The organism is Vampirovibrio sp. (assembly GCF_041737375.1).
Lineage (GTDB): Bacteria > Cyanobacteriota > Vampirovibrionia > Vampirovibrionales > Vampirovibrionaceae > Vampirovibrio.
Genome location: NZ_JBGSRV010000012.1, coordinates 276,559 through 298,367, shown reverse-complemented (window position 1 = coordinate 298,367; position 21,809 = coordinate 276,559). Strand labels below are relative to the sequence as shown.

Below are 21,809 nucleotides of genomic sequence, written 5' to 3'. Positions count from 1 at the left end.
CTGATCCTGTTATCCGCTCAAATCCTCCTGTCATTCCCGCGCAGGCGGGAATCCACTGAGCGGAACAACGCACAGATCCCACAATCAATCCAACAAAACGACGTGAAAGGCAGCGTGGATTACCGCCTGCGCGGGAATGACAGGATTTTGACTCATCCTACCTTTAAAATTTGGCCGAAGGTGGATTCTAGGGCGTCTTTGACGAGTTGGCGGTTGCCGTTGTTGATCCAGAATTTGGTGCCGGCTTTAATGCGGGTGCCGTCTGTAAAATTGAGGATGACCGAATTAAAGCCCCGGTTGCGAACCAGAATGGTGCTAATGGTTTGCAAAATTTCCCACTTGGGGGCACTTTCAAAAAACAGGTGCAAGGGCTGTACCTCATCCACCGGGTGAACCTCATTTAAAATAATGCTGTACTGATCCCCGTTATCGCCCCGAAATTGCAGGCGGCCCTGAATTAATACTTTTTTACCCTCGGCCACCCGCTCGCCCACTTTTTCAATGGCGTCCGAAAACATCACAAACTCGGTTTCGCTGGAAAAATCCTCCAGCTTGCCAATCCAAATGGGACGATTGGTCTTGGTTATTTTCTTTTGCAAGCTGGAAATCAGGCCCCCAATCACCACGTCCACCCCATCCGGGAAATCCTTCAGCTCGGCAATGGTATGGCTGGTCATCATGGGCAACTTGTCCAGCAGGCTATCCAGCGGATGACTGCTGACATAAAAGCCCAGCAACTCTTTTTCAAACTGCTGAATTTCCTCATCGCTGTACTCGCCGGGGTCCCCGGATAAAATCAGGCCGCCAAAACTGCTTTCGGCATCATCGCCGCCCCCCAGCAAAGAAAACAAACTGGCTTGCCCCGTAATTTTACGCTCCTGAAAGCGGGCGGCGTAATTGGTGAGCGTTTCCACGTTTTGAAACAACTGCTTGCGGGAAGCCCCGAATTCGGTAAAGGCCCCACTGTTAATAAGGCTTTCCAGGGTTTTTCGATTCAGGGCCTTGGGGTCCACCCGCTCGCAAAAATCTTCCAGCGAGGCAAAGGGCTTTTCGGTGCGGGCCTGAATGATGTTTTCCACCACCCCTACCCCCACGTTTTTAATGGTGGCCATGCCAAAGCGAATGGCTTTATCACCATCGGGCGTAAAGTTTTGCCCGGATTTATTAATATCCGGCGGCAAAATTTTCAAGCCCATTTTGCGGCAGGCCAAAATGTAGAACTGCACCTTCTCCAAGTCGTTGCTCACGCTGGAAAGCAGGGCTGACAAGTACTCCACCGGGTAATGCGCTTTTAAATAAGCGGTTTGATAAGCCACCAAGGCATAGGCCGCCGAGTGAGACCGGTTAAAGCAGTAGGCCGCAAACTCGCTCATGGTGTCAAACAGCTCGTTGGCAATGGTTAAATCCACGCTGTTTTTTTCGCAGCCCGCCAAAAAGCCCGCCCGCTCCTGCTCCATAATGTCCGCTTTTTTCTTACCCATGGCTCGACGCAGCAAATCCGCCTGCCCCAGCGAATACCCGGCCAAGGACTGGGCAATCTGCATAATCTGTTCCTGATACACAATGGTGCCGTAGGTGTCCTTCAGCAAAGGCTCCAGCGCCGGATGCTTGTACTCCACCTGAGCCCGCCCGTGCTTGCGATCCACAAACTGCTTCACCATCCCCGAGTTCAACGGCCCCGGACGGTACAAGGCCACCAAGGCGCCGATGTCCTCAAACACGGACGGCTTCAAATCCTTCACCAGCGCCTTCATCCCTCCGGATTCCAGCTGGAAAATCCCATCCGTATCCCCAGCGGTCAAAATTTCATACACCTGCTGATCATCCAGCGGCAAGTGGCGCATATCCACCGCCTCCCCCCGGATTTGCCGGACCAGTTGCACGGTGTTGTCAATAATGGTCAGGTTTCGCAGGCCCAAAAAGTCCATTTTCAGCAGGCCCAGCTTTTCCAAATCCCCCATGGGGTACTGGGACACAATTTGCCCGGTCTCATGCCCGTCCTTGGTAAATTGCACCGGCACCACGCTATCCAGCGCGTCTTTAGAAATCACCACCCCGGCGGCGTGCATGCCCACGTTCACAGCGGTGCCTTCCAGCGCCAGGGCCAAATCCACCAGCTCTTTTACCTTGGGGTCGGTGTCATACAGTTTTTTCAGCTCCATGCCATCTTCCAAAGCGTCTTTCAGCTTGATGGAAGGCCCAAACGGAATCATGGCCGCCAGCTTGTTGCTTTCCGCAAAGGGAATCTCCATCACCCGTGCCACCGCCTTCAGGGCGGCCCGAGCGGCCAGGGTGCCGAACGTAATAATCTGGCAGACCCGATCGGCCCCGTACTTGCGACGCACATACTCAATCACCTGCTCCCGGCGATCAATGCAAAAGTCGATATCCACATCCGGCATGGATACCCGTTCCGGGTTCAAAAATCGCTCAAACAGCAGGTTATGGGCCAGCGGATCGATATCGGTAATGCCCAGCACAAAGGCCACCAAACTCCCGGCGGCGGACCCCCGGCCCGGCCCCACCGGAATGTCATTGTCTCGGGCATGGCGGATGAAATCGGCGGTGATTAAAAAATAGGCCGGAAAGCCCATTTGGTTGATGATATTCAGCTCAAAATCCAGCCGTTCCTGAATGGCAGGGGTGATTTCGGCAAAGCGCTCCCGAGCGGTCTCCATCACTTCCCGCTCCAGCTCCCCTTCTAAAGTGGTGCCTTCTGGAATGGGGTAATCCGGCAAGATGGATTCTCCCTGCTTGAGCTTGAACTCAATCTTATCGGCAATTTTCAGGGTGTTATCCAGCGCCCGTTCCCGCACGTCGGCGTCTAAAAACTGGAACAGTCTGGCCATTTCATCGCCGGATTTAATATAGTATTGCGGCCCGTAAATATCACGAGATCCACTTTCAGCCAGCGTTTTCCCTTGTTGCATACACAGCAGGATATTGTGCATAATTTCATCGCCGGGGCGGGAAAAGTGGGTGTCATTGGTCACTACCAGCTCAATGCCCAATTCCTGAGCAATTTTGACCGCCTCGACCGCAAAGCGGTACTCCGGTTCCTTGCCGTGATCCACGATTTCAAGGTACAGATCTTCGCCAAACACGTCCTTCAGGAATTTGGCCCGCTCACGGGCTTCATCCACATGCCCCCGCAGGATAGGACGGGCCACCGGGCCGGTTAAATCCCCGGTCAGGGCAATCAAGCCTTCGCTATGGGCCTTGATAATGTCCCAGTTGACCCGTGGCTTGTAATAAAACCCTTCCAGATGCGAGCGAGACACGATTTTGACCAGATTTTTATAGCCAATTTCGTTTTTGCACAACAACACCAGCTGATGCATGGGCTGGCGGCTGCTTCGATCGGTAATATCGCCGTCCACCACATATAAATCCGCCCCGATAATGGCCTTGAGGCCAGCCCCCTTACAGGCGTTATACAGTTCCACCGCCCCATACATCACCCCATGATCGGTAATGGCCACCGCTGGCATGTTATTGGCCACAGCGATTTTTACCAGATCCGGCACACGGGTAGCGGCATCCAGCATACTGTAATGGGTATGCACATGCAGATGGACAAACGGGCGGGGTGTACTCATCAACTCAACTCTATTTCTGGGGGGAAGGGTACGGTACGGTCAAACGTGGGCAGGATGATCCCCTGCCTCTATTGTGCCACCCCCGCCGCCCCATCGTAAAGGGAAACCCACGCATGATTAAGCGATTTTAGCGTTTATAAACGCTGGTGCTTAAATCCGCAGGGTTATTATTTGGCTCTGCTTCCGGCTCTCTCCGGGGCCAGTTTAAAATCCAGCGGGCCAGCGGGCTTCTGATCCTCATTCTGGGCCGCCGAGTTATAGGCATCATTGAGGGCGGCCAGTAAAAAGGCCAAACTGGCGTTGTTCATCAAGCGAGACTCATTGGAACCCGTGGCCTCGGCATCATCCACATAACTGCGAGCGCCCAATCCGGCAGGCGTTTTGCCATCGGCGGCGGTTTCATTGGGGCCATCCACCAACAAGCCGGGAACCACTTTGCCCATGGCCGAAGACCAGCGATGGGCGGGGTGCGTGACCGACGGCTCCTCGCTGAGCCCGGTGACATAGGTCAGCCCCATGGGGTTCAGACCAAAAAGGTAAGTGGCGCTGCGGCTGGCGGTTTGCCGGTAGCGGGCGTCCCCACTCAAGCGATAGGCGGTTAATAGCAGGGCGGTACGCTCAGCGATTTCGGGATTGGAACCCGTCTCGTAACGGCCCAGTCCGGCGGCGTAGATATCCTGAGCCAACGCATCCTGCACCCCATTGGCCATGCGCATGATATTGGCTTTCAAAGCGCTGGCCACAGCGGGATCTTGCACTTGGGCGTACAGCAAGTAATCGGTAATGCCCTGAATGGCCGGATTGGTCCAGGCAAAGCGCTGCAAGGGAACCTCGCCCACATGGGTTAAGAAATAACGGTGATACTGCTCCTTGCCGGTGGTAATGTACAATTCGGCGGCGGCCCAAACCCGGTAAGGCAAGTCGCCTTTGCCCTTGGGGGTTAAAAATTCGCCCGAACCGGAAAAATCACTCTCCGATCGCTGGTAAATGGTGCCGGGGTGGGCTTCCAGAAAATCCCAGGCCCGCTCGGCGGCCCGCAAGGATTTAACGCTGTAGCCCAAATCCGCCGCCTTGAAATCCCGAACCGCCATGGCCCAAACCGCGGCGGCATTGGCTGTATCCTGTGTGCTAATGCCGTAGAGATAGCGTTCCTGCTCATCGTCCACTGGCCCCATTTTAGGCCCCGGCCAGGTTTTACCGGCCACTTTGCGATGCAGGGAACCATCCTTGCGCTGCATGGTCATTAACCAGTCCAGCCCCACCTTGATTTCGTGGTGAAGATCGTCAGTTGAGCCATACCCCGGCTCAAACAAGGGGTAATCCATTCTAAAATACTTGAACGGCTTGGGTCCCCATTCGTGCATGGCCATTAAACGAGCCGCAGATAGGGCCGTTGAGGTCACGTACTTGGCGTAATCGCTTCCGTTATGCCAGCCCCCAATCACATCCGTATTCTGGCCCAGGCTAATTCTCTGGCTGTCCGCCCCTTCTGGCAAGGCGGCGTCATACAAATGGCAGGCGCTGTGATACAGCTTCAGCACCCGATCCTCAACATCACTGCCGCAACGCTGAAAATAAAAGCTGCGAACCACCGGCTTCAGGTTATCCCAATACAGGTAATCGTTAATTTTAATGGGCCGGGACTTCACATCCATCCCCTCAATCCGCAACTCGTAGGTGCCGGGAGACTGAAAGTCTGAGAAATCCAGCAGCAGGTTCTTGGTACCCGGCCCTTGCTGTCCCGGCTCCTGAAAAGCCTGAATGTTTTCCACTTTGTACACCGTAGCGCCCAAAAGCACCGGAAAGCGGGGATTGCGCTTGGTGGGGTCAAACAACACCACCTCAATCTTCTGATCTTCCGGCACATCTTCCAAAATGGCCACCTTGGCCCCTTGCGGATGGTATCCGATAGAGGACTGGCGAAAGGAGAGCGCCTCAGCCGGTACGGTCAACCAGACCAGTGCGGACAAGCTAACGGCGGCAAAGGCAACAGCCTTTCGGGTAAGACACATGGGCATAGGGGGAACTCTCTCAGCCTGTGGCGTTTGATAAGCAGTGGAATCATCTTAGGCAAGATCATACCCACTGTCAAAAAACCATGCGCCCCTCAACTGGTTTTTCAGAAGCCGGTTTTCAGAGCGCGGGCTTTATCTCGCTAAACACGCACACTTTATTCAACGCCTCGTCATCATCCGCCTTGGCCTGATACAAGGCGTGGCGACCATAGCGAACCAGAGTGTCGGCGTCTGGATTGACGGAATCGGGCAGGGGGTAGCCCACCAACCCGGCGCTGACCATAATATCCTCGGAGTAGGCTCCGTTGTTAAACACCAGCGCATTCAGCGTTTCTACCAGCCGGGTGGTAAATACCTTAGCCCCCGCTTCCGAGCTTCGGGGCAGCAAAATGGCGATTTCATCGTCCCCTAGCCGGGCCACGGTGTCCTCATGGCGGGTCATGCCGCTAATGGCATCCCCCACAAAGCGCAGCAGGGCGTTCATAAAGTGATAGCCGTAACTATCCAGATACATGCGGTAGCCATCCAGACTTAAAACCACACAACAAAGCGGCCCGGCATGCCTGCGGGCCAGCGAAATCTCTTCTCCCAGCCTTTGCATAAAAAAGGCGCGATTATGCAGGTTGGTCACTTCATCCAGTGGGGCGCTATCAGCCATTACCGCCAACAACTCGCTTTGGCGAATGGCGGAAGCCACCCGGCTCAACAGGTCAAAATCGCTAAACCCAACCGGCAGCAAGTGGCAATCCATATCCAGCACCGGCACTTCGGCAATGGGTGTGGCGTCCGGCAAAACCGCAACCACCGTGGCGGCTGGCAAAACACTTCGACAAAGCACAGTAAAAGGCGCTATCTGGCCAATTTCACAATCCACAAACACAATGGCTTGCCGACTGTCTGGCAGCTTCTCCAGCAGTTCCCGCTCGGTTTGAATGGCCTGAACGGGATAGCGCTCTCCCACTGCTTCGGCCACACGAAAGGCCAACGGGGTGGGCTGATTGGATAATACATAAATAAAGGTCATGCTCATTATTATAAAGGGATTTCACGATTTGAGCGAAAAGGCCTTAGCCGCTTAAATCGGTGAGCATGCCCGCATAACGCTGCAACTTTTCCGAAAGGCGCATCAGCTCCACCGGGGTCAGTTGCATCACCAGCGCCCCGGAATCCAGCTCCGTCAGCTCCACCATACCCGTTTGCGGGTTGATCCGAAACTCGTAACGCTTGCCGCTTTGCAGCGAAACGTTCATCAGCCCCCGCATTTTGGCAAACAGCAGAATTTCCTCGGCATCCTCCTCGGAAAAGGTTTCCCCCGAAGCGTCCTCATCGGCCTGCGGATAGCCACGTTGCTCTTCTTGCAGCGCTTGAAGGCCCTCTTCTTTAGAGAGCTTCTGAATCAGCGGCTGGCCAGCCTGATCTGTGCGGGCCAGATTGCCTGCGGTGTAAGGGTTCATTGAATCCGTATAAGAATTGACCTGCGAGGGTCTGGGGAGGCCGTCAAAGCCCATCCTGATCACCCATGCTTCCATTGCTTGCTACTTGTAAGTTATCGGCGGATGGGCTAAATTCTTTAGTATGTTGTCGTAATTATCGTAAATTGATACATCTCGCATGGATTTCTCACTGTACCGTATTCTTTCCCAACATTTATCACCTTCTCCCGATTTGTCGCTGGTTAAACAAGGGCAACTGTTGCCCGAAGAATGGCCCGTGGTGCTGGAGAAAATTACCACCTTCCGCAAAAAGGTGCAGTTCTTCACGATCACCGATGGCAAAACCACGGTCATCTGCCATTCCAACGTGCCGGATCTCTACGATCGCATTACGGCCACCGAGCTAGGCACCATCATTCACCTGCTGGGCGCGCGCACCGTGTTTGATCAGCAACACCGCTGCTACGTGGTGCATCTGGAAGACTTTGTGACCCTCAAGCAGTACGATGAGCATCTGCGCACCATCCGGGAAGCCGAAGCACGGCGCTTGGCCGATTTGCACGATGAAATGGCCGAATATCACCGCACCCCTCAGGATTAAGGGCCAGCATGCCGCCTGATGCCTCTTCTGGCCATTGCTTTTACTTTGGCACGTTTAACCCGGTGCATAGCGGGCATTTAATGGTTGCCCAATCCGCGCTGTCTCAATTCGGGGGCTTGTTGGGGTTTGAGCGTATTACCTTTATGCCCGCCGGAACCCCGCCCCACAGGCATGAGCAACCGGACTTGCTAGCCGCTGCCCTGCGGTTGAAGCTGGTACAACTGGCCACCGCCCACCACCCCGGCTTTACAGTCAGCGACTTTGAACTGAGCCTTCCTGATAAAAGCTACACCGTGGACACCCTGAGCCGCCTGGCCCAAGCGGGTTTAATCACCCCGCCGGTACCGTTTATTATTGGGGCCGATGCCCTGGCCAAGCTGGCATCCTGGCATCAGCCAGACGTCCTGATAGACACGGTTCACTTTTTGCAAGCCCCCCGGCCCGAGTATCCTTGGGTAGAGCACGTTACTCTGAACGGGCAAAAAATCGCTTTAAACACCAGCCGCATTCACATGCCCCCGCTGGCCATTTCGGCCACCACCATTCGCCAGCAATTAAGGCAAACCCAGCCCCCTGCGGATTTGGAGGCCCTACGCTATTACCTGCCCGAACCGGTGCGGGCTTTCATCGGCTGGAATGGGCTTTACCAGAACCCCACACCCTTATAAAGGTCAGCCCCAAAAAGACCCTTTCATGGCTTGCCACAGGCAAACGGTAGCCCCTGCCATTCAATCCTGTAAATTTAGTTGAAGGGTTCCGCCAATTTCGCTCAATTTTTGGCAGAAAGCGCCGATAAGGGATGCAAAGCCTGTTTATCTGCCCTTGTGGTTTGAAAACACGGAACCCGCCGCCCACAGCCAGGACGTCCACCCGCATGCCTTTCGCCCTCTCACATGGCCATTGCGCTTTACCCACAAAACCCCGATCCGCAGCGCATTCGGGGCAAAACCTGGTGGAACTGGCCTTAACCTTGCCCCTGATGCTGCTACTGGTATTTTTCACCATTGACGCTGGACGGGCCTGGATGACTTATGAGAGTGCCAAAATGGCGGTTCGCAGCGCCTCTTACACCGCCTCTATTTATCACAGCGCCAGCGTGGGGCAAACCCAGCTTAATAACAAGCTGGCCGCCAGCGGGTTAAAGGGAACCGGCATCGTCAAACAAATCCCCAATCAACATGCCTATCAAAGCAGCGTTAAAGTCACCTTTACCCCGTTATTCGCCCACTTGTCCATCCCCACCATCTCCGGGCCACAACGGGTGTTGCCAGCCGATATTAATATTACCTACGCCGGGGTAACCGACGTGTCCGTTTACTAGCGGGCGAACCTAATGGTCCTTAATGACCCTTGGACGAGCGATCTTCTTCCACCGGGTGCTGTTTGCACAGGGCAAACACTTTGAGCTGAACATCCACAATATCAAAGCCCCGATCCTTGGCCAGCGCTTCGGCAAATTGCATAATCACGTCGCTCTCAAATTCATCGGTGGTGCCGCAATCCAGACAAATAATGTGATGATGCGGAGATTTAGGGTTGCGGGCCAGCTCATAATGCTTGTGATCTTCGGCGAAATCCAGTTCTCGCAACACGCCCAACGAAGCCAGCAGCTTTAAAGTGCGATAAGACGTGGCCAAACTGATATCGGAGCTTTCGGTACGCAGCATTTTCTGCAATTCTTCGGCGCTTAAATGCTCCCCTTCCGGCAACTGGTAAAAGAGGTCCAGAATTTTTTCCCGCTGAGGGGTTAGCCGAAAACCCTTCTTGCGAAGAATATCGGACAATTCTGCTCTGGTTTGTAGTTCCGGGGTGGGTGTCATGCGGGGGCGTTTCTTTTTTAGGCACTTTTTCTGTAAAATATACCATACACGCCAAGCCTCCAAATAGTAACCCATATTTTGTCAGGCATCCGGCCCATCCCATTCAAAGCCTTGGGCGTAGCGAACACCACCCTTTTCCCGCTGCCAAGGCCCCGACCATAAAGGCGAACGCCCATGCAAGCTGAAACCACTTTAATGTTTATCAACCTGGGACTGCCTGAGCTTTCCATTATTGTGCTGCTGGTGCTGATTTTGTTTGGCCCCGGCAAGCTGCCCGGCGTCATGAAGTCTCTGGGAGACGGGGTACGCCAGTTTAAGGAATCCGCCAGCGGAACCGGCGGCAAAGACACCAACACCCCACCCGATCACAAGGCCGAATAGTTTTCCAGGCTAATAAACCGTTGGGGGAGCTTGCACCACCAGCGGAACAATTCCCATTTTCAGGCGATCATTGTAATTGTATAGACAGACCATCATCCCCTCGCCCAGTCTGATTTGTTGCCCGTTAAAAAATCAGGATGAGAAATCAGAGATAAAAAATCAGACGATGAGGGCACTGGGATGAAGAACCGGAATCATGAAATGGGACAAGGAGCAGGAAAGTATTGAAGCCAGCCCGCAAACGTATCGTCATCCTTGCTTTGTCCGTTGGCATTGCGGGTTATGCCCTGCTGAAAACCGTCCCCCTGTTCATGGATACTACCGATATCAAGCGCCAGATTGAGGACGGGCTGAACAAGTCCACCGGGGTTCACTTTACCATTCAGGAGTTAACCCTGGAGCCGACCCTGTTTCACGGCATACAGGCCCATTTAAACACCACCGCCATTACCGATATCAAACACCGCAAACTGGGCACTGTGGAAAACATCAGTGTGCAAATTCGCTACTTGCCGCTGCTGACCCGGCAAACCCCGGAAATCGCAAAAATCCATCTGAAACACGTTTATATTCCCGTGGGCGAGCAAAGCCTGTTTACGGCCATTCATCTCAAATTGGTCAAGCCTGAAAAAACGGGCTTTTTAAACCCGGCGGAACTGAAGAACGCCGAACTACTGCTAAGCGATTACCTGATTGAGGATACCATTCCGGCGGATTCCACCCGGCAAGGCTTGCCCAAGGTTCGTCGCTTTCACATTGCGGGCAAACAAATTTCAATCCGAAATCTGGAGGCCAAACAGCCCATCCAACTGCTGGCTACCGGCCAGTTGGCTTACTTAATCGCCAACCCAAAAGCCTCTCAACTGGCCAAACAGGCCATGGGCGACTATCGACTAACGGCGGAAGTGCCGCAGTTCATTACCGATGGCGACGCCGGAAAAAAAACCTTTACCATCGCCGATTTGCAAAGACTGACCTTAACCATCAACGGCCAGCCGGTCAATCTGGACTTTAACTACCAGCACCTGCCCAAGCAACTGGCGGAAGGGCAGTTAAAAAGTACCGGGGTGGATTTATTTCAAGCCCAGGCACTGGTTTTTCAATTGGCGGATACGCTGGGCATGCCCATTCCCACCGAGTACAGCCCCTACTGGGCCAGCGGAAAGACCAAACTGGATACCCGCTTCAAGCTAGCCTTTAAAGGCGGGCAGCCTGTTTTTCAAGAGGCCAACGGACGGGTTGATTTAAACAATTTGGCCCTGTATGCCGCTCAAAACCGGCGGGTTCCGCTGGTGGACAAAGTGAATGGCGCTATTTTGCTGAAGGGCAAATTGATTACGCTGAAGGCCATGAATCTGATGGCCCAAGGGTTGCCCTTTCATGTAAACGGCCACTACAATCTGGCCAACGATCGTATTGACGCCGTGATGTACGGCCACAACCTCAACGTGGACGCACTGGCCCGCAAAACAACCGCCATGGGCGCTCCTCCCAACGCCTTGCAGGGACGTGACATTCGTGGCTTGCTGAATATTGACGCCCGACTGACCGGCACCGGCAAAATGCCCGTTTACCGGGGACTGATTGCCATCCGGGATGGCGCTTTTTCGGATCAAAGCCAGGGCATTTTCGCCAACCACGTCAGCGGAAAGGTATCCTTCCACGGGCGGGGGTTGAGCAATCCGCTCATTCATTATCAAGGCTTGCTGACGGTGCATGACGGCAAACTGATCATTGCCAGCCAAGGGGTCAACGTCAACCAGTTTGACGGCAATGTAACCTTCAACGGGCAAATTCGGCCCGAGGCCAAAACGCTGGCCATGCCCACGCTCAATGGCCTCATCAACGTGCGAAACGCAGACTATAAAGACCCCAAAAGCGGCGTACCGCTCACCGACATTAAAGGCGTCTTGCGGCTGGCCGGAAACTGGATTCAAATTGAAAACTTCCGAGCCTTATTGGGAGGGTCTACTTTTCAGGCCAACGGCAAACTGGCCACCAACCTCCAAAATTATCAGGTACGGCTCACCGGCAAGCAGATTGATTTGCCTCGCCTGAAGCGGGAGGTGTTGAACAAACTGCCGGATTTTCAAGCCGTAGCCGCCCAAATTGATCCCTATCAGGGCTTGGCCAATCTGGATTTAACGGTCAGTACCGGCCTCAATCTGGCCGGTCGGCTGGATGTGAACGACCTGGCCCTGCGCACCGAAACGGCGGAAAACCCGTTACGCATCCCGCACCTGTCTTTATTGTTTGACCGGCAAACCATTACCTTGCCGGATGCCGCTGTTTTATACGGCCCTGTGGCTGCCACGGTGGGTGGAAACTTCACCACGCAGGGCGCTTATAACGTTCGGCTGGATTCTGGCACGGTACCCATGGACTTTGTGCGAGACAATCAGGACTTGCTGGCCTCTCTGGCCGGGGCCAAACTGCCGGAAATCTGGAATACGGCGGGTGATTTGAACCTGCGGGGAACCCTCAGCAATCAACGCACTGATATGACCATGGCCTTCAACCACGCGGGCCTGTCCTGGGCCGGTGGAGATTTCCCCCTGTATGACCTGAACGGCCAACTGCTTTATCAGCAGGCCAACCCCGGCCAGCCGGTGGTGCAAAGCCAAAACCTGACGCTGGTGTATGGGGACTCTCCCATGACCATCAACCTGCAACAAAATCAGGCCCTGCAAGGAGAGATTCAAGGCACCTTATCCGATTTAACGGTTAATCACTTTTTGGTGAGCCACCACAGCAACGCCACCCCTTACCGGGCCATTCCTTTCAAAACGGAATTGAGCGGCACGTTCGCCGCCCTGCCGGGCCAACCGGGTTTTGAAAAAAACGATTTAAACGCCGACTTGTTTTTCAGCCTGAATCAAAATTTCCGCCAAGCCTACAGCGATGTAGCCCCTGCCACCCAACCGCCAAAAAGCAATGAGCAACTGAAGACAGAAGCCATCTCTTCCGCCGATTTTTCAGCCGAGGCCCCCGATATTTTAGAGCCCAACGGCAAAAAAAACCGGGAAGTACTTAAAAACATTAACGCCATTAACGCCGCCAATACCGCTTTGGGAGCGGCCAACACCACGGTTGGCATTTTCAGGCAAACCGTTGGCAAAGGGCTGGGGCTGGGACTGGACACCCTGAAAAGACCCGGCCAGTTCATTGCCCAAAAGGTGCTGGACAAACCCCACGAATCCGTGGAAACCAAGGCCATCGATCCCAACGCGCTTCCCGACAAGCTGCAACTGGATAAACTGGCAGCAGACAAGGGACAAGCCTTTTTTCAGGCCAACCTGCATTTGCTGGGCAATGACCTGTTGCTGGAAAGGGCCAATCTGCACCTGTTTGGGGGCGGCGATATTGTGGCCGAAGGCAAGGCCAGCCATCTGGATGACCCGGAAAAACTGAGCTATCAAGCGCATGTGGTCACCGTGCCGGAACTCAATCTGGAAGCGCTGAATCAGGGGGCCGTGCAAAATACCTTTTTCAACGGGGCTACCGGCACCTTGGGGGCCGATGTGCAAATCGCTGGCACCAGTGCCAAACCGAATCAGTTAAACGGGTGGGTGGCCACCAACCGGCTGGCCATTCCCTATCTTACGTTGCAGGACATTACGGGCCGGGTGGACCTGAACGGGGAAACCGCCGTGGCGGACGTACCCAGCTTCAAGATTCCGGGGGTCACCGCGCGGGTCAGCGGGCGTTCCGACACCATTTTTGAAGTACCCATTCCCCTGGAAGACGTGGTGATTGACGCCAGCTTCGCCAGCATTGACAGCCTAGCCATTTTCAACAATGAAGTGGTGAAGCCCAAATTAATCGATCAGGTGGTGCATAACTACCTGCGCCCGTGGCAACAGGGCGATCCCACCTCTGCCGTGCAGTTCCGCAACGCCAAGCTGCATGCGGATGAAGTGATTTACCAAAACATTATTTTAAGCAACTTGCAAAGTCTGTTTTCGCTGAATGCCAACAGCTTTTTTGAATTAACCAACACCACCCTGCAAGCCGCCGGGGGCAACGTGAGTGGATATTTATCCATGAGCCCCAACCAGAACAGTTTTACCACCCTGGAATTAAACGCCAATGGGGTTAAGGCCAACGCCCTGACCAAGGCCCTGCTGGATGTCACCAACGAGATTTTTGGCGATCTGGATGGCACGGTGCGATTCACCACGTTTGGACAAAGCGATCAGGAACTGCAAAAAAACGCCAACGGCACGGTGAGCATGAAGATTACAGATGGCCGCCTGCCCGCCATTGCCAAGGTAGAAACCTTGCTGGCCACCGCCAATGTGTTTCGGGGCGGGGTTTTGGGCCTGAACCTGAACAACCTGTTTCGCTCCCTCACCATTTACGACACCAACTACTTTGCGGAACTATCGGGGGACATGCTGATTAATGATCAGATTTTGTACACCCAAAATCTGGTGAGCGACGGGGTGAATCTGGATTTACTCATTCAGGGCAGCCTACGCATGGATAACGGCAACGCCAACATGCTGATTAATGGCCGCATGAGCCAGGATATCACCGGCAAACTGGGCAAGCTGGGCAATTTAAGTTTAGGCAGACTGTTTCGATTCATTCCCGCTTTGGGAACTTTTGGGGAAAACCGGCCCGGATTGCTGGGCTATATTCCGGGGGTGGGCTATGTACCGGGGTTTGGTGGGCCTGCCGGGAAATACAACCGCTTTCAGGTGCGTTTGGTAGGTCAGCCCGATGACCCTGCCGCCATTCAGGACTTCCAGTGGGTGCGCCCTCAAAACCTGTAGACGGGTTTCAGCCATCGGCCCTTGCAAGCCCATTTGCCCCGCCTGTGAAATGTAACGTTTCTATAACCCATTGATCCAACCTTCTTCAGTTTTGCCTGAATCCGTCGAAGCATTTTTCAGAAAGATACTCGCAAGCGGCAGAGCGTGTTTGAGAGCAGGTAGCCAAACCCTTCTCATTCTCTGAACACCCATATCCTCCCGCCTCTTACCCCGCTGCTTGCCGGAGCCAGGAGTGCTTAATCATGTCAGGAAACAAAAAACCACACCCCCTCAAATCTCAACAGGCCAACCCGCAGCAGGCGGGAGCGGTGTTTCCGGGCAAAACCCATGCCAACCACCCGGCCGTTCAAAGTAATCTCGCCCTCAAACAATCTCTTGGCGAAATTTTCGACGAATTCACGGTGGTGATTTCGGGAGAATTAAAATCCATGAATCTGGAACAGTTTGAAGCGGAACACCCCCAGCGCCCCCTTTAACTGAAAGCGACCTGTATCACACGATGAAAATCCCCGACAAGCAACCCCGCCCATCCGCTGGCGCCAGAATTCCAGCGGCCCGCAGCGATCAAAAGGGCCTGTCTCTGGATAGTTTTAAACTGGAAACCGTTCGGCAAAGCGTGGAAAAAAATCCGCTGGCCGCTTTAAGCGCCTTGGGCCAATGGCGATCAAGCGAATCTAAAACCGAGGGGCAAGCCGTGCGATGGTCGCTGGCGCAAATGCCGCTTAAAATTTGGCTGGCGCCCTCTGGAGAAGCCGCCATGCCCAGCGAGCGCCTTTTATTCGCCACCCTTCGCCAATGGGAAGTGGCCAGTGAAGGACAGATCCGGTTTCGCCTCATGGACCCGGCCACCGAGCAGAGCGAGGACGGCGATATTGTGTTCCAGTGGAGCCGGGAAACCGTCAAAGGCAGAGACTATGAAGTGGGCCACGCCAACCGGGAGTTACAGGGCCAACGCATTCGCAAGGCCCACATTACCCTGATTCTGGAACCTGTCATTGACGGACATTTAACCCCGGAAAAGCGCCGGGATCGGCTCATGGCCACCGTGCTGCATGAAGTGGGCCATGCCTTGGGGCTGGAGCATTCCGAGCACAGCAAGGATGTGATGTATTACCGAGGCTGGCAGCAAACGGTTTTAAGCCCGCAAGACGCTCAACGATTGATGGCCTTGTATCGAGACGCCCAGCAATCGGCCTAGCCGCCGCGCGTGGCAGGCCAAGGCCCCACCCGGCTAGCGATAAATCCGGTGATGCGGATCGGGTTGGATAAAGGCCGGGGATTCTGGATCGCAAAACAGCTCAAACAGGGGGCTATCCGGCTCCAGCTCTTTCAGCGCCCAGCGGTTAAAACGGTACCGCTTGGGGGTCATGCCCACGGATTGAATGAGGTGGTGATCCTTCAGCACCCGCAGCTTTTTTTTAACCGTTTCCAGCCGGTAGTTTAGCTTGCGGGCCAAATCCGCCGCCGTGGGCAGCACGTCCTCAAAGGTTTCATCCGCCTGATACAGCGCTGTACCGGCCACAATTTCTGCGGCCAGTTTGCTCAGTATCTCGGGTTCGCTAGGACTTGGCATACCCCCATTATACCCACTCCCCTCAACGCCGCCTCACCCTCTATTCTGTTAATAAAAATAAAGAAAAGTACCGCCTATTAGTAGGGTATCGGAGGTTCATGACATAGTATGGAATAATATGAAAAAAATAATGGAAACTCTTTTCGGCATGCTAGGAATAGGCATCTTTGTGCAATTCGGGCTTCGGGTACTAGATTGGTTTGGGCGCTATCAAGATTTAACATCCCTTACCCAGTTATGGCAGGGGTGGATTAAAGAGCCAACAATTCCAAGTTGGATTTGGCTCATGTTTATTTTTATGGGAACACTTTTATTAGTTAATAATTTCTGGGGAATCAAATCCATTTGGGCAATTTTTTTTGAATCTAACAAGAGGATTTCGATACTAACAGCGAAAACAGAGGCATCGAAATACGGCTGGAATTTATGGGGTACTACAACAGCAAATCAAAACGAAGCCTTTGACTTTATTAATGCCCTCAAACAAGCAGCTGTAGACGGTGATATTAAATTTTTCGGGCGTAAATATATCTACGATTTTCCAGAAGCTGGGAAAGGGCAAGAACCACTAATTGAAATTTCACCAAAGTACCTTCAACAATATTTTATAGACTGTTTGGATTTTTCAAGGGTGTCTACCAACTACAATATTTTTATAAAAGAGTTCAACAAGCCTGCTGAAAAGGGTACAAGTTACAGGGATATTTATATGAACAGCGGAGAGTTTATTAAATGGTTAGCAAAGAACAAGAAGTAGTCTTTCAGAAAGTGATGGTAACCAACTAATCCAACGAGCTTCGCAGCCGCTGGAATCAGCACCGAAAAAAGACACTCTTGGGAATTCCGATGCTTATATCGGAACGCAAATTCATCCACATAGCGTTGAAGATACTGTAGAACTAACCGAGTGGCAAGCTCCATTTACAGAGCGCTTTAACTGGCTCCCAAAGCCATCAATTGTGTTTTTTTTGACGACTCTAGCCATGTATTCACCGGCTTCATATTGTACTGAAACCATTAAGTGAAACAGCGCCAATCACAGGGGTTTAATCGTCGTCGTCCGGGGTGCGGTGGTCGAAGATTTTGATGACTTTTAAATTCTCGGGGGCCGCTTCCGGGGCTGCTTCCGCTTTGGGGGGAAGGGCGGGTGGGGCGGTTTTTTCCAGCTTGGGGGATGTTTTTTCGGGCAAAGGCGATTGCTTTTGTTTATCCGTTTCCTGCTTCAGTATTTTTTCCAGCTTGCGCAGGTTGGCCGAAGGGGGCTTGGGGGCAGGGCGCTCGGTGGGGCGCTCAAATTTTCTCACGTTTTCCTGATCAGAAACCCGTGAAGGCCCCGTTTTACGCCGAGGCCGGGTGGGCTTGGTTTTAACAGTTTTAGGGCCACCCCACATGGTGGCTTTCACCTTACCCGTTTTGGGCGATGGCGTCCGCCCCGCTCCCCCACTGCTGGCGGGGGACGTCTTCCGGGAACGTCGGGCAGCCGATCCCGAGCCAGAGGGCTTAGAGAACCCGGCAAACGAAAACAGCTGATCCAGCCCGAACTGCTGACCCGCCTTGCCCCAGAACAGCACCAAAGAAATCAGGGTTAGCAACAGGCTCAAACCCAGAATCTCCGGGCTGGTATGCTGGGCGGCCAGCCAAAAATTGACACTCAACACAATGGCCACTGCCGCCCCCAAAGGCACCAGAAAGCCACTGACATAACTCACCCCCACCAAAATCTTCAGATCCGTTACCCAGTTGGCCACCTGATGGGCGTGAGGGAGCATGCCTTTTAGCATCCAGGCTTTGTAAAGCGGAAAGGGGTTACTAACCGCCCAAGCCTTCAACTGGCCCAACCATTGGGCTTCCCATCCGGGATCGGTTAGCCGGTGCTGGCCCTCCAGCAAAAAAAACAGGCCGGTGGCAATTCGCAACAAAGCCATGGCCTGCCGCTCTCGGGGGCCGCTGGAAATTCGTCGCCAAAATGCCTGAAAAATCGCAATCATGGGGAAGCGGAGGGAACTCATGATTAACTCAATGTGTCTATTATACCGTTGACGGCTCGCTTTCCCAAACCCATAGGCCAACGGCTCTAGCTGAGGCGTTTAGCGGGCAAGGCGGGCAATCGCCCTGAGACGAGAGGGAGCGTCTGTATTAGAATAGAGAGGTTCCTGTTTTGATGCGGCCCAACGGATCCCCCCTATGCCTTTTTCTCACAAACGTGTTTATCTCATCCCCCTGGACAGCCGCCCGGTGTGTTACGATATGCCCCGCCAACTGGCTGAAATCGCCGGGCTAGAACTGGGAATGCCTTCCCCCAACCTGCTGGGGCAGCTCAAAGCGCCCGCTAACTTTAAAACCCTGTCTCGCTGGATTAAAAACCATTTGTTTGAAAACGATCCGCTGATTGTGGCTCTGGATACCATTGCCTACGGCGGGCTGATTTCCTCTCGGGTGAATGAAGAACCGCTAGACACCTTGCAAGAGCGAGTGGCTGCGTTTTTTAAGCAAATCAAGGTGGTTTCCTGCTTTGGGTTTTCCTCCATTTTGCGCATTCCCAACTATAATTTTGATGAAGAAGAGCCCGAATACTGGAACCAGTACGGCCAAAAACTATACCAGTATTCCGCCGCATTGCACGAACACGGCCACGCTTCCGCCGAAGACATTCCCGATTGGGTGTTAAGCGATTTTATGACCCGCCGGGAAAAGAATTTTACGCTCAACACCCACTACTTAAGCTTGCTGGCTGTCCAGCAACTCAATTACCTCACCTACTGTCAGGATGACACCGGCCCGCATGGGCTGAACGTGCAGGAAGCCCAAACCCTGAGCGGGCAAATTAAAAAGCAAAAGCTGGAAAACGCCCATATTCAAACCGGGGCCGATGAAGTGGCCGCCTGCATGCTGGCCCGCTGGATGGTGCTACAACAGCCAGAGCCGGTTAAAGTCTACGCCTTTTACAGTTCAGATACCGGGCGCAAACTGATTGCCAAATTTGACGGGCTGCCCATTGAAACCGTGGTGGAAAAAGCCATCCGGGCCTGCGGGGCGCAGGTGGTTAAAAAATCCTCGGAGGCCGACTTGTGGCTGATGGTGCATACCCCCGACGATCGCCAGGGCGATCACTGTGGCAACGAGCAGGCCAGGGTCAACCCCGATCAGCTTGAGGAAGTGTTAAAGGTAATGGACAAGGCCCTGAAGCTGGGCAAGCCTTTGGCCATTACCGATGTGGCCTATGCCAACGGAGCGGATCCCCGCTTAATGGAAAAGCTGGTATCCCGCTTTGATGATTTAACCGGCTTATACGGATACGCCGCCTGGAACACCCCCGGAAACGCCATTGGCACCAGTATTTCCATGGGTTTAATTCGCCTGATGGCCGAGCGGCAACAGTGCTTTAACGCCCAGGCCTTTTGCAAGCTCATGCTGATTCGGCTGGCCGATGACTGGCTGTACCAAGCTGATGTGCGGCAAACGGTGCGACAAACCATGAACGGCGCGGCCAAAAACGGCCTTCCCGATGAACAGTTGCTGAATGTGCTGATGGCCGATGGGCTGTTTTTGCTCAAAAACCGGCTGGGGCTGGAGAAGCAGTCCGTGCATTGCCGCTACCCCTGCCAACGCACCTTTGAGATTGAAGTAGGCTTGAAATGACCCCCATCAACCCGCAACCCGTCAACCAGCAACTGATGAAAGACACCGCCGCCCTGAAGCAGAAAAAATTTAGGGATCAAAGCGGATTGATACTGGTGGAAGGCCGCCACCCCATTGAAGAGGCGTGGCGAGCGGGGCTGAAGCTGCATCACTGGTTTACGCTTGAAGACAGCTTCACCGACAGCTTACCCAACGCCAACTTGCAGCCGCAGGCCCTGCTTGTGGACGATGCCGCCATGGCCAAAATGGCCAGCACCCATTCCCCCCCGCCCTGCTTGGCCGTATTTGAAGCCCCACCGGTTCAAAGCCAACTCAGCGGCCATTTAGTGCTGGTGCTGGATGACCTTCAGGACCCCGGCAATCTGGGAACGCTGATTCGCTCCGCCATGGCCTTTGGGGTGGATACCGTGGCCCTGACCGCTGATAGCGTGGAAGTCTGGAACCCCAAGGTGATTCGGGCCTCCGCCGGGATGGTGTTCGCCCTCAAGCTGATCACCCTGAGCCGAGAGAGCTTGCACAACCAGCTTAGCGCCAACGGATACACCATTTACGCCACCACCGGCCAGCCCAACGCCCTGAACTACCGGCAGGCCAATTACAAAGGCCAATGCGCCATTGTGCTGGGCAACGAGGGGCGAGGCGTTTCCGCCGACCTGTTAAAGCACCCCCAGGCCCACGCCCTCACCATCCCCATGCAAGCTCAGGTGGAATCGTTGAACGTGGGCATTTCCGGCTCCATTATTCTGGCCGAAGCGGCGGCCCAAAGGGCTGGCTCCTGATGGATGATCCGGCCAATCGCCCCCAGTATTTTGAAAAATCCGGCACCGATCCCGGTACTCAAATTTCCGCCTCATTGCAGGCCAACCCCAAAGACCCTGCCTCCCCCGACTTTGTGACACTGGCCATGCCCATGGTGGATCACATTACGGAGCTGCGAAACCGGATTTTAATTTCAGTGGGAACCCTGGCCCTGGGCCTGACGCTGGGCTTTACCTACGCCTTGCCCTGTATTCAGGTACTGCAAGCCATGGCCCCCGGTAGCATTCAATTTGTGCAGCTGGCCCCCGGCGAAGTGCTGATTGCCAGCCTGCGGGTGGCTTTTTACATTGGGCTGGCCTTTTCATTGCCGGTGATTCTTTACCACCTGCTGCGCTTTGTGCTGCCCGGCCTGCTGGCACGGGAAAAAAACATGGTGACTGGCTCCGTGATTGGGGGCACCCTGCTGTTTTTAGCCGGGGTGGTGTTCGCCTATTTTTTTGTAGTGCCTTCCGCTCTGGTTTTTTTGGTGGATTACGGGCAAAGCGTTGCCCGCACCCAATTAAGCATTGAAAATTATATTGGCTTTTGTTCCGGGCTATTGCTAGTAACCGGCCTGATGTTTGAATTGCCCATGGTGCTGTTTCTGCTTTCATTTACCGGACTGGTCACCTCTCAAAAACTGATTCAGGAGTGGCGCTGGGCCATTGTGATTATTTTTATCGCCGCCGCCGTGGTCACCCCCACTCAGGACCCGTTCTCCCTCTCTCTGGTGGGCTTTGCCATGACCGCCCTCTACGCCCTGAGCATCATTCCCATTAAACTAGTAGGCCGATAAGTAGCCCTTCCCATCATCCTCATGCCCTGCACCACATCATGGCAACACCGATCCAATGCTTTCCTCCCTCAGCCCCAGCGCCTGATTTCAAACCCATTGAATCACCCCATTTAATAACCGGGAGATTACTCCACCAGCGCATCCCGGTTAATAGCCTCAGATGAGGACATTAGCCCTTCCGCTAATTGAGAACGGCTCAGATTTTATTTACTGTTGGGGCTATGGCAGATACATCGGTTATCCAACTTTAGAAGCCTTCCAGAGGAAGTGTTTTTAGAGTCAGCCCGTCTAAGGAGCAGCGTTTCAAAGCATTCTAGCCGCAACCAGCGGTGTATGCCCCGAAACGACACAGACCCCATATGACACATTTCATAAA

At 53.9% G+C, this 21,809-nt stretch carries 18 protein-coding genes; 11 read left to right on the top strand and 7 right to left on the bottom strand.

The features are described 5' to 3' along the window. Positions 1–152: 152 nt before the first annotated feature. The 4 genes from dnaE to ACEW81_RS09955 form a co-directional block, all read right to left on the bottom strand. The gene (gene dnaE, locus ACEW81_RS09970; RefSeq protein WP_373532833.1) at positions 153–3,599 is read right to left on the bottom strand and encodes a DNA polymerase III subunit alpha; all 3,447 of its coding nucleotides are present in this window, start codon (positions 3,597–3,599) and stop codon (positions 153–155) included. 167 nt (positions 3,600–3,766) lie between these two features. Further along, positions 3,767–5,617 (bottom strand): glycoside hydrolase family 9 protein, encoded by a 1,851-nt coding sequence (locus ACEW81_RS09965; protein ID WP_373532832.1) that lies wholly within the window; start codon positions 5,615–5,617, stop codon positions 3,767–3,769. 115 nt (positions 5,618–5,732) lie between these two features. Beyond that, complete coding sequence (locus tag ACEW81_RS09960; RefSeq protein WP_373532831.1) at positions 5,733–6,644, bottom strand: GGDEF domain-containing protein; 912 nt, start codon at positions 6,642–6,644, stop codon at positions 5,733–5,735. A 37-nt stretch (positions 6,645–6,681) separates the two neighbouring features. Continuing rightward, positions 6,682–7,068 (bottom strand): hypothetical protein, encoded by a 387-nt coding sequence (locus ACEW81_RS09955; RefSeq protein ID WP_373532830.1) that lies wholly within the window; start codon positions 7,066–7,068, stop codon positions 6,682–6,684. A gap of 157 nt (positions 7,069–7,225) precedes the next feature. On the opposite strand from ACEW81_RS09955, the gene ACEW81_RS09950 reads away from it, so the two are divergent. The 3 genes from ACEW81_RS09950 (at position 7,226) to ACEW81_RS09940 (ending at position 8,969) form a co-directional block, all read left to right on the top strand. Beyond that, the gene (locus ACEW81_RS09950) at positions 7,226–7,648 is read left to right on the top strand and encodes a hypothetical protein (protein WP_373532829.1); all 423 of its coding nucleotides are present in this window, start codon (positions 7,226–7,228) and stop codon (positions 7,646–7,648) included. A gap of 8 nt (positions 7,649–7,656) precedes the next feature. Beyond that, complete coding sequence (gene nadD, locus ACEW81_RS09945) at positions 7,657–8,316, top strand: nicotinate (nicotinamide) nucleotide adenylyltransferase (protein ID WP_373532828.1); 660 nt, start codon at positions 7,657–7,659, stop codon at positions 8,314–8,316. A gap of 206 nt (positions 8,317–8,522) precedes the next feature. Beyond that, positions 8,523–8,969: a TadE/TadG family type IV pilus assembly protein gene (locus ACEW81_RS09940; RefSeq protein ID WP_373532827.1), complete on the top strand. Its 447-nt coding sequence runs from the start codon at positions 8,523–8,525 to the stop codon at positions 8,967–8,969. Positions 8,970–8,988: 19 nt separating this feature from the next. Here the strand turns inward: ACEW81_RS09940 and ACEW81_RS09935 are convergent, their stop codons facing one another. Then, on the bottom strand, positions 8,989–9,468 hold the full coding sequence (locus ACEW81_RS09935; RefSeq protein ID WP_373532826.1) for a Fur family transcriptional regulator: 480 nt from the start codon (positions 9,466–9,468) through the stop codon (positions 8,989–8,991). A 174-nt stretch (positions 9,469–9,642) separates the two neighbouring features. Here ACEW81_RS09935 and ACEW81_RS09930 point away from each other — a divergent pair, with 174 nt between their 5' ends. The 4 genes from ACEW81_RS09930 (at position 9,643) to ACEW81_RS09915 (ending at position 15,825) form a co-directional block, all read left to right on the top strand. Next, positions 9,643–9,849, top strand: a complete 207-nt coding sequence (locus tag ACEW81_RS09930) for a Sec-independent protein translocase subunit TatA/TatB (protein WP_373532825.1) — start codon at positions 9,643–9,645, stop codon at positions 9,847–9,849. Positions 9,850–10,073: 224 nt separating this feature from the next. Continuing rightward, the gene (locus tag ACEW81_RS09925) at positions 10,074–14,627 is read left to right on the top strand and encodes an AsmA family protein (protein ID WP_373532824.1); all 4,554 of its coding nucleotides are present in this window, start codon (positions 10,074–10,076) and stop codon (positions 14,625–14,627) included. Positions 14,628–14,869: 242 nt separating this feature from the next. Further along, the gene (locus ACEW81_RS09920) at positions 14,870–15,103 is read left to right on the top strand and encodes a hypothetical protein (protein ID WP_373532823.1); all 234 of its coding nucleotides are present in this window, start codon (positions 14,870–14,872) and stop codon (positions 15,101–15,103) included. A 23-nt stretch (positions 15,104–15,126) separates the two neighbouring features. Further along, on the top strand, positions 15,127–15,825 hold the full coding sequence (locus ACEW81_RS09915) for a matrixin family metalloprotease (protein WP_373532822.1): 699 nt from the start codon (positions 15,127–15,129) through the stop codon (positions 15,823–15,825). Positions 15,826–15,858: 33 nt separating this feature from the next. Here ACEW81_RS09915 and ACEW81_RS09910 read toward each other — a convergent pair whose 3' ends face one another. Beyond that, positions 15,859–16,200 (bottom strand): hypothetical protein, encoded by a 342-nt coding sequence (locus ACEW81_RS09910; protein ID WP_373532821.1) that lies wholly within the window; start codon positions 16,198–16,200, stop codon positions 15,859–15,861. Between the two features lie 118 nt (positions 16,201–16,318). Here ACEW81_RS09910 and ACEW81_RS09905 point away from each other — a divergent pair, with 118 nt between their 5' ends. Then, positions 16,319–16,957 carry a hypothetical protein gene (locus tag ACEW81_RS09905; protein WP_373532820.1) on the top strand — a complete coding sequence of 213 codons (639 nt, stop codon included), beginning with the start codon at positions 16,319–16,321 and terminating at the stop codon, positions 16,955–16,957. A gap of 289 nt (positions 16,958–17,246) precedes the next feature. Here ACEW81_RS09905 and ACEW81_RS09900 read toward each other — a convergent pair whose 3' ends face one another. Continuing rightward, positions 17,247–18,209 (bottom strand): hypothetical protein, encoded by a 963-nt coding sequence (locus tag ACEW81_RS09900; protein WP_373532819.1) that lies wholly within the window; start codon positions 18,207–18,209, stop codon positions 17,247–17,249. Positions 18,210–18,384: 175 nt separating this feature from the next. Here ACEW81_RS09900 and ACEW81_RS09895 point away from each other — a divergent pair, with 175 nt between their 5' ends. The 3 genes from ACEW81_RS09895 to tatC are packed head-to-tail and all read left to right on the top strand — an operon-like array spanning position 18,385 to position 21,433. Continuing rightward, positions 18,385–19,839 carry a DUF4127 family protein gene (locus ACEW81_RS09895; RefSeq protein ID WP_373532818.1) on the top strand — a complete coding sequence of 485 codons (1,455 nt, stop codon included), beginning with the start codon at positions 18,385–18,387 and terminating at the stop codon, positions 19,837–19,839. Then, complete coding sequence (locus ACEW81_RS09890) at positions 19,836–20,618, top strand: TrmH family RNA methyltransferase (protein ID WP_373532817.1); 783 nt, start codon at positions 19,836–19,838, stop codon at positions 20,616–20,618. The genes ACEW81_RS09895 and ACEW81_RS09890 overlap by 4 nt, the downstream gene beginning before the upstream one ends. Beyond that, positions 20,618–21,433, top strand: coding sequence for a twin-arginine translocase subunit TatC (gene tatC, locus ACEW81_RS09885; RefSeq protein ID WP_373532816.1), 816 nt, complete (start codon positions 20,618–20,620; stop codon positions 21,431–21,433). Before ACEW81_RS09890 ends, tatC begins: the two co-directional genes overlap by 1 nt. Positions 21,434–21,809 lie beyond the last annotated feature (376 nt).

What these genes read in the sequence shown, in the direction of transcription:
- ACEW81_RS09965 (WP_373532832.1), bottom strand. Translation starts at nt 5,617, where the DNA reads ATGCCCATGTGTCTTACCCGAAAGGCTGTTGCCTTTGCCGCCGTTAGC.
- nadD (WP_373532828.1), top strand. Translation starts at nt 7,657, where the DNA reads ATGCCGCCTGATGCCTCTTCTGGCCATTGCTTTTACTTTGGCACGTTT.
- ACEW81_RS09890 (WP_373532817.1), top strand. Translation starts at nt 19,836, where the DNA reads ATGACCCCCATCAACCCGCAACCCGTCAACCAGCAACTGATGAAAGAC.
- ACEW81_RS09895 (WP_373532818.1), top strand. Translation starts at nt 18,385, where the DNA reads ATGCCTTTTTCTCACAAACGTGTTTATCTCATCCCCCTGGACAGCCGC.
- dnaE (WP_373532833.1), bottom strand. Translation starts at nt 3,599, where the DNA reads ATGAGTACACCCCGCCCGTTTGTCCATCTGCATGTGCATACCCATTAC.
- ACEW81_RS09920 (WP_373532823.1), top strand. Translation starts at nt 14,870, where the DNA reads ATGTCAGGAAACAAAAAACCACACCCCCTCAAATCTCAACAGGCCAAC.
- ACEW81_RS09935 (WP_373532826.1), bottom strand. Translation starts at nt 9,468, where the DNA reads ATGACACCCACCCCGGAACTACAAACCAGAGCAGAATTGTCCGATATT.
- ACEW81_RS09950 (WP_373532829.1), top strand. Translation starts at nt 7,226, where the DNA reads ATGGATTTCTCACTGTACCGTATTCTTTCCCAACATTTATCACCTTCT.
- ACEW81_RS09940 (WP_373532827.1), top strand. Translation starts at nt 8,523, where the DNA reads ATGCCTTTCGCCCTCTCACATGGCCATTGCGCTTTACCCACAAAACCC.
- ACEW81_RS09900 (WP_373532819.1), bottom strand. Translation starts at nt 18,209, where the DNA reads ATGAGTTCCCTCCGCTTCCCCATGATTGCGATTTTTCAGGCATTTTGG.
- ACEW81_RS09915 (WP_373532822.1), top strand. Translation starts at nt 15,127, where the DNA reads ATGAAAATCCCCGACAAGCAACCCCGCCCATCCGCTGGCGCCAGAATT.
- ACEW81_RS09905 (WP_373532820.1), top strand. Translation starts at nt 16,319, where the DNA reads ATGAAAAAAATAATGGAAACTCTTTTCGGCATGCTAGGAATAGGCATC.
- tatC (WP_373532816.1), top strand. Translation starts at nt 20,618, where the DNA reads ATGGATGATCCGGCCAATCGCCCCCAGTATTTTGAAAAATCCGGCACC.
- ACEW81_RS09930 (WP_373532825.1), top strand. Translation starts at nt 9,643, where the DNA reads ATGCAAGCTGAAACCACTTTAATGTTTATCAACCTGGGACTGCCTGAG.
- ACEW81_RS09960 (WP_373532831.1), bottom strand. Translation starts at nt 6,644, where the DNA reads ATGAGCATGACCTTTATTTATGTATTATCCAATCAGCCCACCCCGTTG.
- ACEW81_RS09955 (WP_373532830.1), bottom strand. Translation starts at nt 7,068, where the DNA reads ATGAACCCTTACACCGCAGGCAATCTGGCCCGCACAGATCAGGCTGGC.
- ACEW81_RS09910 (WP_373532821.1), bottom strand. Translation starts at nt 16,200, where the DNA reads ATGCCAAGTCCTAGCGAACCCGAGATACTGAGCAAACTGGCCGCAGAA.